This is a genomic window from Roseateles paludis, assembly GCF_039872745.1.
In the GTDB taxonomy this organism is placed as follows: Bacteria; Pseudomonadota; Gammaproteobacteria; order Burkholderiales; family Burkholderiaceae_C; genus Pelomonas; species Pelomonas paludis.
Genome location: NZ_JBDPZD010000003.1, coordinates 330,686 through 343,063 on the forward strand (window position 1 = coordinate 330,686; position 12,378 = coordinate 343,063).

The following is a 12,378-nucleotide window of genomic DNA, read 5'->3' on the forward strand; positions in this document are numbered from 1 at the left end:
ACCATGGTTGAAATCGAACTCGACGGCAAGAAGGTCTCGGTCCGCGAAGGCAGCATGGTCATGCATGCGGCTGAGCAGGCCGGTGCCTACATCCCTCACTTCTGCTATCACAAGAAGCTCTCCATCGCCGCCAACTGCCGGATGTGCCTGGTGGAAGTGGAGAAGGCCCCCAAGCCGCTGCCGGCCTGTGCCACGCCGGTGACGCAGGGCATGATCGTCCGCACCAAGAGCGACAAGGCCGTCAAGGCCCAGCAAGGGGTGATGGAGTTTCTGCTCATCAATCACCCGCTGGACTGCCCGATCTGTGACCAGGGCGGCGAGTGCCAGCTGCAGGATCTGGCCGTGGGCTATGGCGGCTCCAAGAGCCGCTACTCCGAAGAAAAGCGCGTCGTCTTCCACAAGAACGTCGGCCCGCTGATCTCGATGGAGGAGATGAGCCGCTGCATCCACTGCACGCGTTGCGTCCGCTTTGGGCAAGAGATTGCCGGCGTGATGGAGCTGGGCATGGCCCACCGCGGCGAGCACAGTGAGATCCAGACCTTCGTCGGACGCACGGTGGACAGTGAGCTGTCCGGCAACATGATCGACGTCTGCCCGGTGGGCGCGCTGACCAGCAAGCCCTTCCGCTACAGCGCCCGCACCTGGGAGCTCTCGCGCCGCAAGAGCGTGAGCCCGCACGATTCGACCGGTGCCAACCTGGTCGTCCAGGTCAAGAACAACCAGGTGTTGCGCGTCGTTCCGCTCGAGAATGAGGACGTCAACGAGTGCTGGATCGCCGACCGCGACCGTTTCAGCTATGAAGCCCTGAACAGCGATGCGCGCCTGAGCGCACCGATGATCAAGCAGGGTGGGGCGTGGAAGCAGGTCGACTGGAGCGTGGCGCTCGAGTACGTGGCCAATGGGCTCAAGTCTGTCAAGGCTGAGCACGGCGCAGCAGCCATCGGCGCCTTGGGTTCCGCCCACGCCACCGTTGAGGAACTGCACCTGCTCGGCGAGTTGATGCGCGGCCTCGGCAGCGACAACGTCGATCACCGTCTGCGCCAGCAGGACTTCAGCCTCGCCGCTCCTGCGGGCCAGGCTCAGTGGCTGGGTTGCAGCATCGCTGAACTCTCCTTGCTCGACCGTGCCCTGGTGGTGGGTTCGGTGCTGCGCAAGGACCATCCGCTCTTCGCCGCGCGCTTGCGCCAAGCGGCTCGGCATGGCGCCCAGATTACTCGCGTCGGCGTGGGCCACGATGACTGGCTGATGCCCGTCGCCGCCCAAGTCCAGGCGGCTCCCTCGGCCTGGGTGAACGCGCTGGCTGCGGTGGCCAGTGCCATCGCGCAGAGCCAGGGCAGCACGGCCCCGCTGGATGCTCCCGTCACGGCGGAGGCCCGCGCCATCGCTGACAGCCTGCTCTCCGGCAGCCAGAAGGCCGTGTTGCTGGGCAATGGCGCCGCGCACCACCCGGCCGCATCAAGCCTGCTGGCGCTTGCGCAGTGGATCGCCCAGCAGGTGGGTGCCAAGGTGGGCTATCTGACAGCCGCCGCCAACACGGTGGGTGCGCAGCTCGTCAAGGCCCAGCCTCAGGCCGGTGGCCTGAATGCCGCCCAGATGCTCTCGGGCACATCACTCAAGGCAGCGGTGCTGCTGCAGACCAACCCCGAGTTGGACGCCGCCGACCCGGTGGCCGCCCGTGCAGCGCTCGACGCTGCCGAGCTGGTGGTGGTGCTGAGCCCCTTCAAGGTGGGCCTCGACTACGCCGACGTGCTCCTGCCCACGGCCCCGTTCACCGAAACCTCCGGCAGCTTTGTCAACGCCGAGGGTCGCTTGCAAAGCTTTGTGGGCGTGGTGAAGGCGCTGGGTGACACGCGTCCGGGCTGGAAGATCCTGCGTGTGCTGGGCAATCTGCTCGGCCTCGCCGGCTTTGATTACCAGAGCAGCGAGGCCGTGCGTGACGCTGCGCTGGGCGCCTCGCCCGACTTGGCGGCGCGTCTCAGCAATGCGACCGCAGCCACGCCGGTGGCAACGCCTGCGGCCGCTGGCCTCGAGCGCTACGCCCCGGTGCCGATCTACGCGGCCGATGAGCTGGTGCGCCATTCGCCCTCGTTGCAGGCCACGTCTGACGCGCGCGATGCCGCGATGGCCGGGCTGCCTCAAACCCTGTGGTCTGAGCTGGGCCTGTCGGCCGGTGATCGTGTGCGCGTCGTCCAGGATGGCCGTGCCGTTCAGCTGGCGGCCAAGCTCGAAGCCGCATTGCCAGCCAACGTCGTCCGCGTCTCTGCTGGCCTTGCTGAAACCGCAGCCTTGGGCGCGGCGCAGGGCACCCTCACGCTGAGCAAGGTCTGAGCCCCATGATCGAGACCCTTTTCCAAACCGGTGCCTCCCTGCTGGGGGGGCTGTGGCCCGTGGTCTGGAGCCTGATCAAGATCATCGCGGTCGTTGCGCCGCTGATGATCTGCGTGGCCTACCTCACCTTGTGGGAGCGCAAGGCCATTGGCTGGTCGCAGATCCGCCCCGGGCCGAACCGTGTCGGCCCTTATGGCCTGCTCACGCCGATTGCCGATGCCGTGAAGCTGATCTTCAAGGAGATCATCACGCCGTCGGCAGCCAGCAAGGGCCTGTTCTTCCTGGGCCCCGTGATGACCATCATGCCGGCGCTGGCGGCCTGGGCTGTGGTGCCCTTTGGTCCCGACGCTGCGGTTGCGAATGTCAATGCCGGCCTGCTGTTCCTGATGGCGATCACCTCGCTTGAGGTCTACGGCGTGATCATTGCCGGCTGGGCGTCCAACTCGAAGTACGCCTTCCTGGGCGCGCTGCGCGCCTCGGCCCAGATGGTGAGCTACGAGATCGCGATGGGCTTTGCGCTTGTCGTGGTGCTGATGGTGACTGGCTCGCTGAACATGACCGCCGTGGTGCAGTCGCAGGAGCAGGGCCTGTTCGCGGCCAAGGGCCTGAACTTCCTGTCCTGGAACTGGTTGCCCCTGCTGCCCATCTTCGTCGTCTATTTCATCTCCGGCTTGGCTGAAACCAACCGCCACCCGTTTGACGTTGTCGAAGGCGAATCCGAGATCGTCGCTGGCCACATGATCGAGTACTCGGGCATGAGCTTCGCCATGTTCTTCCTGGCCGAGTACGCCAACATGATCCTGGTGTCCGCACTGGCCGTCATCATGTTCCTTGGTGGCTGGAGCGCCCCGGTGTCCTGGAGCCTCTTCGGCATGCAGACGCCCGAGTTCATCCAGAACACGATGGCGCTATGGAATTGGGCCTGGCTGTTCGGCAAGACCTTTGTCGTCGTGACCATGTTCCTCTGGGTCCGTGCCACCTTCCCGCGCTTCCGCTACGACCAGATCATGCGCCTGGGCTGGAAGATCTTCATCCCCGTCACCCTGGTCTGGCTGATCGTGGTCGGCATCTGGATGCAGACCCCGTTCAACATCTGGAAGTGACATGACCGCACCGACGTTCACTTCGTTCTCTGCCCCCCAAAGGGGCGACTGCCTCCTCGAGGCGGCTCTGCGGAGTCAGTAAGCCGATGTCTACCTTTTTGAGCTTCGCCAAGAGCTTCATGCTCACCGAGCTGTTGAAAGGCATGGCCTTGACCGGCCGGCACTTCCTGTCTCGCAACATCACCATCCAGTTCCCAGAGGAAAAGACGCCGCTGTCGCCGCGCTTCCGTGGCCTGCATGCGCTGCGCCGCTACGAGAACGGTGAAGAGCGCTGCATCGCCTGCAAGTTGTGCGAGGCCGTCTGCCCGGCGATGGCGATCACGATCGAGAGCGATGTGCGTGCCGACGGTAGCCGCCGCACCACGCGCTACGACATCGACCTGACCAAGTGCATCTTCTGCGGCTTCTGCGAAGAGAGCTGCCCGGTCGACTCCATCGTCGAGACCGATATCTTCGAATACCACGGCGAAAAGCGTGGCGACCTCTACTTCACCAAGGACATGCTCCTGGCCGTTGGGGACCGCTACGAAGCCGACATCGCCGCGCAAAAGGAGGCCGACGCCAAGTACCGCTGAGTGGCCAAGACGCCCTCAGCCCTGGCTGGATTTCCATGGACACCACCACCCTGATTTTTTACGCCCTGTCCGTCGTGCTGCTCGGTGCGGCCTTCCGGGTCATCACCGCGCGCAACACGGTGCATGCGGCCTTGTTCCTGATCCTGAGCTTCTTTACCGCGTCCTGCGTCTGGATGCTGCTGAAGGCCGAGTTCCTGGCCATCGCGCTGGTGCTCGTCTACATCGGCGCTGTGATGGTGCTGTTCCTGTTCGTCGTGATGATGCTGGACCTCAACAAGGACGGCGTGCGCGAGAACCTCTGGTCGCACCTGCCGCTCGCCGCAGCCGTGGGCGCCTTGATTGCTCTGGAGATGGGCGTTGTGCTGATGCAAGGCTTCCAGCTCAAGCAGGCGCCTGAGCTCTCCGCGGCGGCCGTCGAGATGGGCAACTCCAAGTTGCTGGGCATCGAGATCTACACCGCCTACCTCTACCCCTTGCAGATCGCGGCCGTGCTGCTGCTGGTCGCCATCGTGGCCGCCATTGCGCTCACGTTGCGGGCGCGCAAGGACTCGCGTCACATGGACCCGAGCGAGCAGGTCAAGGTCACCAAGGCCGAACGCCTGCGCGTCATCAAGGTGGCCCCGACGGTGCATGCGGCCGCACCTGCTGCTGGTAATGAAGGAGGCCAAGCATGAGCTTGACGCTTGGGCACTTCCTGACCCTGGGTGCGCTGCTGTTCGCGCTGTCGGTGATCGGCATCTTCCTGAACCGCAAGAACCTGATCGTGCTGCTGATGGCCATCGAGCTGATGCTGCTGGCGGTCAACCTGAACTTCATCGCCTTCTCGCACTACCTGGGCGACATGGCGGGGCAGGTTTTCGTGTTCTTCATCCTCACGGTGGCGGCGGCTGAGTCTGCGATCGGCCTGGCCATCCTGGTCGTGCTGTTCCGCAATCGCGCCAGCATCGACGTGGAACAACTCGACGCCCTCAAGGGCTGACCCCCAGACCGGCGATACGAACGATGTCACAAGAACTTTCGCAATCCCTGCTGGTGGCCGTCCCCGCCGCGCCCTTGGTCGGGGCGGTGCTGGCGGGCTTCTTTGGCAAGCTGATCGGCCGGCGCGGCGCGCACACCGTCACCATCCTCGGTGTGCTGGTGGCCTTCATCCTGTCAGCCATGACGCTGAAGGACGTGGCCTCGGATGGCGCGCGCTTCAGCGGCACGGTCTATGAGTGGATGACGCTCGGCGGCCTGAAGATGGAGGTCGGTTTCCTCATCGACGGCCTGACCGCCATGATGATGTGCGTGGTGACCTTCGTGTCCCTGATGGTGCACATCTACACCATCGGCTACATGGAAGAGGACCCGGGCTACCAGCGCTTCTTCTCCTACATCTCGCTGTTCACCTTCTCGATGCTCATGCTGGTCATGAGCAACAACCTGCTGCAGCTGTTCTTCGGCTGGGAAGCGGTGGGCCTGGTGTCCTACCTGCTGATCGGCTTCTGGTTCAAGAAGCCGACGGCCGTGTTCGCCAACATGAAGGCCTTCCTGGTCAACCGGGTGGGTGACTTCGGCTTCATCCTCGGCATCGGCCTGCTGGTGGCCTACACCGGCTCGCTCAACTACGCCGAGATCTTCGCCAAGTCCAACGACCTGGCCCAGGTCAAGTTCAATGCGCCCATCCTGACCGGCATCTTCGGCAGCGACTGGATGATGCTGACCGTGGCCTGCATCTGCCTGTTCATCGGCGCGATGGGGAAGTCGGCCCAGTTCCCGCTACACGTCTGGCTGCCCGATTCGATGGAAGGCCCGACCCCGATCTCGGCCCTGATTCACGCCGCCACCATGGTGACGGCCGGCATCTTCATGGTGACGCGCATGTCGCCGCTGTTCGAGCTGTCGGACACGGCGCTCAACTTCGTGCTCGTCATCGGCTCGATCACGGCGCTCTTCATGGGCTTCCTGGGCATCATCCAGAACGACATCAAGCGCGTGGTGGCCTATTCGACGCTCTCGCAGCTGGGCTATATGACGGTGGCGCTCGGCGCCTCGGCCTACTCGGTGGCCGTCTTCCACCTGATGACGCACGCCTTCTTCAAGGCCCTGCTGTTCCTCGGCGCTGGCTCCGTGATCATCGGCATGCACCACGATCAGGACATCCGCAACATGGGTGGCCTCTGGAAGTACATGAAGATCACCTGGATCACCTCGCTGCTGGGCTCGCTGGCGCTGATCGGGACGCCGTTCTTCTCGGGCTTCTACTCCAAGGACTCGATCATCGAGGCCGTGCATGCCAGCCACCTCCCGGGCGCCGGTTTCGCGCAGTTCGCCGTGACCTTGGGCGTCTTCGTCACCGCCTTCTATTCCTTCCGGATGTACTTCCTGGTCTTCCACGGCAAGGAGCACTTCCATCACAAGCCCTTCCCGGGCGAGCACGATCACCACGACGACGATCACGGCCATGGCCATGCGCATACCCCGCACGAGTCGCCCGCCGTGGTTTGGGCACCGCTGCTGCTGCTGGCCATCCCCTCGGTGGTGATTGGGTTCCTGACGATCCAGCCCATGCTGTATGGCGACTTCTTCAAGGACGCCATCTTCGTGAACTCGCACGCCCACCATGCGATGCATGAGTTGACTGAGGAGTTCCACGGCGCCACGGCGATGGCCCTGCATGCCTTCACGACGCTGCCCTTCTGGCTGGCGCTGGGCGGTGTTGTCACGGCCTACGTGTTCTACATGCTGGTGCCGTCTGTTCCTGCCACCATCGCCAAGGTCCTGCGCCCTGTCGTTGTCGTGCTGGAAAACAAGTACTACATGGACTGGATCAACGAGAACATCCTGGCCCGCGCTGCGCGCTGGATTGGCATCGGGCTCTGGAAGGGCGGTGATGCTGGCCTGATCGACGGCGTGGTCATCAATGGCTCGGCCCATGCCATCGGTGGCATCGCCGGCTTGGTGCGGCGCCTGCAGACCGGCCTGTTGCCCTTGTACGCCCTGGTCATGATCGTGGGCGTGGTGGGTCTGATGACCTGGAAGCTCTGGCCGTATATCGAGCCTCAGTTCAAAGCCCTGCTGGGCCAATGAGCTGAAGGCGGAGAACAAGAATGTTGCTGAGTCTTGCAATCTTTCTGCCCATCGTCTGCGGCGCATTGCTGCTGGCGCTTGGGCGTGACGAGAACGCCCCGGCCGTGCGCTGGTTGGCCTTGGTGGCGGCTCTGGCCAGCTTCCTGGTCACGCTGCCGCTGATCACCGGGTTCGATACCTCGACGGCTGCCATGCAGTTCGTCGAGAACCAGGCCTGGATCGAGCGTTTCAACATCCGCTACCACCTGGGTTTGGATGGCATCTCGATGTGGTTCGTGCCGCTGACGGCCTTCATCACCGTCATCGTGGTGATCTCCGCTTGGGAGGTGATCGACACCCGTGTCAACCAGTACATGGGCGCCTTCCTGATCCTGTCGGGTCTGATGGTCGGCGTGTTCTCGGCCCTCGACGGCATGCTGTTCTACGTGTTCTTCGAGGCGACCCTGATCCCGATGTACATCATCATCGGCGTCTGGGGCGGCCCGCGGCGCGTCTACGCGGCCTTCAAGTTCTTCCTGTACACGCTGGCGGGCTCGCTGCTGATGCTGGTCGCGCTGCTCTACCTGTACTACCAGTCGGCCGGCAGCTTCGACATCCAGACCTGGCACAAGCTGCCCCTGAACGGGCACACCCAGACCCTGCTGTTCTTCGCCTTCCTGGCGGCGTTCTCGGTCAAGGTGCCGATGTGGCCGGTGCACACCTGGCTGCCCGATGCCCACGTCGAGGCGCCTACCGGCGGCTCGGTGGTGCTGGCGGCCATCATGCTGAAGTTGGGTTGCTATGGCTTCCTGCGCTTCTCGCTGCCCATCGCCCCGGATGCCGCCCACGAGTGGGCGTGGCTGATCATCGCGATGTCGATCATCGGTGTCATCTACATCGGCCTCGTGGCCCTGGTGCAGAAGGACATGAAGAAGCTGGTGGCCTATTCGTCCATCGCCCACATGGGTTTCGTGACCCTGGGCTTCTTCATCTTCAACGAGCTGGGCGTGTCCGGCGCCATCGTGCAGATGATCTCGCACGGCTTTGTCTCGGGCGCGATGTTCCTGAGCATCGGCGTGCTCTACGACCGCGTGCACTCGCGGGAGATCTCGGCCTACGGCGGTGTGGTCAACACCATGCCTACCTTCGCTGCATTCGCCGTGTTCTTCGGCATGGCCAATTGCGGTCTGCCCGCCACGGCCGGCTTCGTCGGCGAGTGGATGGTCATCCTGGGTGCCGTGCAGGCCAACTTCTGGCTGGGTGCGCTGGCAGCCACGGCCCTGGTGTTTGGTGCGGCCTACACGCTGTGGATGATCAAGCGCGTCTACTTTGGTGATGTGGCCAACGACAAGGTCCGCGCCCTGACCGACATCAATGCGCGCGAGTTCCTGATGCTGGCCGTGCTGGCCATCGCCGTGCTCTGGATGGGCGTGTATCCCAAGCCCTTCACCGATGTGATGCACGTCTCGGTCACCGAACTGCTCAAGCACGTCGCTCAGAGCAAGATTGTTCCCTGAGGGCGACCCAAGATGAACGACATGAACTGGCTCGCGGTCTACCCCGAGATCTTTCTGCTGGCCATGGGCTGCCTGGTCGCCCTGGTCGACCTCTGGGTGACCGACCCGGAGCGCCGCCCCACCTACTGGCTCACCCAGCTCAGCCTCGCCCTGACGGCGCTGATGCACTTCAACCACTTCGACGCCGGGCTGACCGTCTACGCGATGCAGCAGATGGTGGTGGCCGACCCGATGGGGCATTTGCTCGCGGGCTTTGCCTGCGTGGCCACGATGATCACCCTGGTCTATGCGCGCCCCTACGCGGCCAGCCGCGAGATGCTCAAGGGCGAGCTCTTCATCCTCAGCGTGTTCTCGCTGCTGGGCATCAACGTCATGCTCGCGGCCAACAACTTCCTGGTCATCTATCTCGGCCTGGAGCTGATGAGCCTGTCGCTCTACGCGCTCGTGGCCCTGCGGCGCGATCACGCCGTCTCCACCGAGGCGGCGATGAAGTACTTCGTGCTCGGTGCCTTGGCCAGCGGCTTCCTGCTCTATGGCCTGTCGATGATGTACGGCGCCACCGGCTCGCTGGAGATCCCCAAGGTCTTTGAAGTGATTGCTGGCGGTGTGCCCAACAAGGGCGTGCTGGTGTTTGGCGTCGTGTTCGTGGTGGCTGGCCTGGCCTTCAAGCTCGGTGCCGCTCCCTTCCACATGTGGGTGCCTGATGTGTACCAAGGCGCGCCTACGGCCGTGACCCTGCTCATCGGCGGTGGCCCCAAGCTCGCTGCGTTTGCCATCACGGTGCGCCTGCTGGTCGAGGGCATGATCGGGCTGGCTGTCGATTGGCAGCAGATGCTGATCGTGCTGTCGGTGCTGTCGCTGCTGATCGGCAATCTCGCCGCCATTGCGCAAACCAACATCAAGCGGATGCTGGCCTACTCGACCATCGCCAACATGGGCTTCATGTTGCTGGGCATGTGCTGCGGCGTGGTCAATGACAACACCCTGTCGGCCACCAATGCCTACAGCTCGGCGATGTTCTATGTCGTCACCTATGTGATGACGACGCTGGGCACCTTCGGCATGGTCATCCTGCTGTCGCGCCAGGGCTTTGAGGCTGAAGAGCTGAAGGACTTCGCTGGCCTCGCCAAGCGCAGCCCCTGGTTCGCCTTCGTGATGACGATGTTCATGTTCTCGCTGGCAGGTGTGCCGCCGATGGTCGGCTTCTACGCCAAGCTCGCCGTGCTGCAAGCCCTGGTCGCCACCGGCGTGGCCGGCTATGTCCAGCTGGCCGTCTTCGCCGTGGTCATCTCGCTGATTGGCGCCTTCTACTACCTGCGCGTCGTGAAGGTCATGTACTTTGACGAGCCGACCGACACCGCCGCCATCACGGCGCCCGCTGACGTTCGTTTCGTCATGTCGCTCAATGGCGCCGCCGTGCTGGTGTTCGGCCTGCTGCCCGGCGGCCTGATGGCGCTGTGCGCCCAGGCCATCGTGCGCGCGCTCGCGTCTTGATCCACGGGTGGACCAAGGCACGGCCATCGTTGCAGTGCTGATCGTGGCCGTGCTGGCCGCGAACCTGCCCTATCTGACCGAGCGCCTCCTCATCGTCGGCCCTTGCCGCGCACCCAAGGCCGCCGGCTGGCGTGTGTTGGAGCTGGTGCTGATGGCCGTGCTCACCTACGGTGTCGGGGCCTTTGCCGAGGCCCGCATCGGGCAGCGGGTGCCCCAAGGCTGGGAGTTCTATGCCGCAGGGGCCTGCTTGTTCGTGACCCTGGGCTTCCCTGGCTTTGTGTGGCGCTATCTGCGCCGGCACCCCCATGCCGAGTCCTGACGACCACCTCATCGAGCGCTGCCAGCGCAGCGAGACCGTGTTCGAAGGCAACTTCCTGCACGTCCAGCGTGACCAGGTGGCACTGCCGGATGGCAAGGTCGCGACACGCGAGTTCATCCGCCACCCGGGTGCGGTCATGATCGTGCCGCTTCTCGACGATGGCCGCCTGCTGATGGAGCGCCAGTACCGCTACCCCATGGGCCGCGTGATGCTGGAGTTCCCGGCCGGCAAGCTGGATGCCGGCGAGCCGCCCTTTGACTGTGCCGTGCGCGAACTCGAAGAAGAGACCGGCTATCGCGCACGCGAATGGGCGCATGCCGGCGTGCTCCACAACGCCATCGCCTACTCAGACGAAGGCATCGAGATCTACTTCGCGCGCGGGCTCACCGCCGGACGCCAGCATCTGGACGATGGCGAGTTCCTCGAACTCGCGCAGCTCTCGGTGGCGGAGCTCGACGCGATGTGCGCGGACGGCCGCGTCACGGACGCCAAGACCCTGATCGGTCTGCTCTGGCTCTCACGCTGGCAGCGCGGCGAGTGGGCGCTGAACTGGTTCAAGACCTGATCGGTCGGCGCGCCGGCCGGCGCCGTTCAGTCCGCCTGGGCTGCAACTCATCCCGCATTGCGCCCCGCTGGTCGCATCGCGCCGAAAGCGCTGGTCAAACCTGGAAAATGCCGCCCGTGACCTCTGTCGCTGACACGACTGAGCGCTAATCTCCCAACATCCTGCCTCGGCCGCATTCCCTGCCTCGGCCGCCAATTCCGGAGTCAAGCCCATGACGCTTACCGCCCTGGTGAGAAGCCAGCCCCAACCCTTTGCCGGACGCGGTCGTCCGTGGGCCATCGCCGTGACCGTGGCGCTCGCGCTTGCTGCCTGTGGTGGCGGCAAGAAGGACGCCGCCGCCGACAAGGACGTCAAGGCCAAGCCTGCGTTGCTGATTGCGCCTGAAGACGTTCGGGCCGTGACCCAGAGTGGCCTGATCGGCGCTCCAGTCATCACCGGTGCCATCCAGCCGGCACGCCGGGCCGACCTGCGCGCCGAAGTGGCCGCCATCGTGCTGCAGGTCGCCAAGGACAACGGCGAGCGCGTGCGCCAGGGCGACCTCATCATCCGCCTCGACGCCACCGCCATCCGCGACAGCCTCACCTCGGCCGAAGAAGCCCTGCGCGCTGCCCAGCAAAGCTTCGAGCAGACCGAGCGCGTGCTGACCCGTCAGCGCACCCTCAACCAGCAGGGCATGACCTCGATGCAAGCCCTGGAAGACGCCGAAGTGCGCCGCAACTCGGCCCAGAGCGAGCTGGCCGCTGCCAAGGCACGTGTCGTCACCGCCCGCCAGCAGGTCTCGCGCACCGAGGTGCGGGCGCCGTTCGACGGCGTGGTCAGCGAGCGCAAGGTCTCGGTCGGCGACACCGTCCAGGTCGGCCGCGAACTGGTCAAGGTCATCGACCCCGCTTCCATGCGCTTCGAGGGTCAGGTCTCGGCCGACCGGCTGGGCGAACTCAAGATCGGCCAGGCGGTCTCGTTCCGCGTCAATGGCTTTGGCGATGTCGAGTACCGCGGCAAGCTGGCGCGCATCGACGCCGCTGCCAATGCCACCACCCGCCAGGTCGAGCTGATCGCCAGCTTCGACCAACCGGCCAAGGCGCCGCAGGTGGCCGGCCTGTACGCCGAAGGCCGTGTCGAGAGCGCCGACCGTCGCGCGCTGGTGCTGGCTGAAGGGTCGGTCCAGCGCCAGGGCGACAGCGCCTTTGTCTGGAAGATCGCGGGCAGCCAGCTCAAGAAGGTCAACGTCACCCTGGGTGAACGCGACGAGCGCCGGGGTGAGGTGGTCATCAGCTCGGGCCTGGCCCTGGGCGATGAAGTGCTGCGCGCACCCACCGGCAGCCTCAGCGACAACGCCGCCGTGGTCCGCGTCAAGCCAGGCTCCGGCGCCGCCTCGGGCGTGGCCGCCGCGCCGGTCGTTGCCGCCAGCAAGTAAGCCCGCAAGGAGACA

Annotated in this window: 11 protein-coding genes; all 11 read left to right on the top strand. The window is 64.7% G+C overall.

The features are described from left to right. The first annotated feature begins 3 nt into the window (after positions 1–3). The 11 genes from nuoG (at position 4) to ABDJ85_RS12875 (ending at position 12,363) form a co-directional block, all read left to right on the top strand. Positions 4–2,328, top strand: coding sequence for an NADH-quinone oxidoreductase subunit NuoG (nuoG, locus tag ABDJ85_RS12825; protein ID WP_347705171.1), 2,325 nt, complete (start codon positions 4–6; stop codon positions 2,326–2,328). A 5-nt stretch (positions 2,329–2,333) separates the two neighbouring features. After that, positions 2,334–3,431, top strand: coding sequence for an NADH-quinone oxidoreductase subunit NuoH (gene nuoH / locus ABDJ85_RS12830; protein ID WP_347705172.1), 1,098 nt, complete (start codon positions 2,334–2,336; stop codon positions 3,429–3,431). Positions 3,432–3,517: 86 nt separating this feature from the next. Then, positions 3,518–4,006 carry an NADH-quinone oxidoreductase subunit NuoI gene (gene nuoI / locus ABDJ85_RS12835; RefSeq protein ID WP_347705173.1) on the top strand — a complete coding sequence of 163 codons (489 nt, stop codon included), beginning with the start codon at positions 3,518–3,520 and terminating at the stop codon, positions 4,004–4,006. Positions 4,007–4,041: 35 nt separating this feature from the next. Continuing rightward, complete coding sequence (locus ABDJ85_RS12840) at positions 4,042–4,680, top strand: NADH-quinone oxidoreductase subunit J (protein ID WP_347705174.1); 639 nt, start codon at positions 4,042–4,044, stop codon at positions 4,678–4,680. Beyond that, positions 4,677–4,985, top strand: a complete 309-nt coding sequence (nuoK, locus tag ABDJ85_RS12845; protein WP_347705175.1) for an NADH-quinone oxidoreductase subunit NuoK — start codon at positions 4,677–4,679, stop codon at positions 4,983–4,985. Before ABDJ85_RS12840 ends, nuoK begins: the two co-directional genes overlap by 4 nt. A gap of 23 nt (positions 4,986–5,008) precedes the next feature. Next, a complete protein-coding gene (gene nuoL / locus ABDJ85_RS12850; protein ID WP_347705176.1) occupies positions 5,009–7,075 on the top strand; it encodes an NADH-quinone oxidoreductase subunit L in 2,067 nt (688 codons plus the stop codon). A gap of 20 nt (positions 7,076–7,095) precedes the next feature. After that, on the top strand, positions 7,096–8,571 hold the full coding sequence (locus tag ABDJ85_RS12855; RefSeq protein WP_347705177.1) for an NADH-quinone oxidoreductase subunit M: 1,476 nt from the start codon (positions 7,096–7,098) through the stop codon (positions 8,569–8,571). Between the two features lie 12 nt (positions 8,572–8,583). Next, positions 8,584–10,065: an NADH-quinone oxidoreductase subunit NuoN gene (gene nuoN, locus ABDJ85_RS12860; protein ID WP_347705178.1), complete on the top strand. Its 1,482-nt coding sequence runs from the start codon at positions 8,584–8,586 to the stop codon at positions 10,063–10,065. Positions 10,066–10,072: 7 nt separating this feature from the next. Next, complete coding sequence (locus ABDJ85_RS12865) at positions 10,073–10,384, top strand: DUF2818 family protein (RefSeq protein WP_347705179.1); 312 nt, start codon at positions 10,073–10,075, stop codon at positions 10,382–10,384. Continuing rightward, positions 10,371–10,949: an NUDIX domain-containing protein gene (locus tag ABDJ85_RS12870; RefSeq protein WP_347705180.1), complete on the top strand. Its 579-nt coding sequence runs from the start codon at positions 10,371–10,373 to the stop codon at positions 10,947–10,949. The genes ABDJ85_RS12865 and ABDJ85_RS12870 overlap by 14 nt, the downstream gene beginning before the upstream one ends. A gap of 211 nt (positions 10,950–11,160) precedes the next feature. Continuing rightward, the gene (locus ABDJ85_RS12875; RefSeq protein ID WP_347705181.1) at positions 11,161–12,363 is read left to right on the top strand and encodes an efflux RND transporter periplasmic adaptor subunit; all 1,203 of its coding nucleotides are present in this window, start codon (positions 11,161–11,163) and stop codon (positions 12,361–12,363) included. The last annotated feature ends 15 nt before the right edge of the window (positions 12,364–12,378 follow it).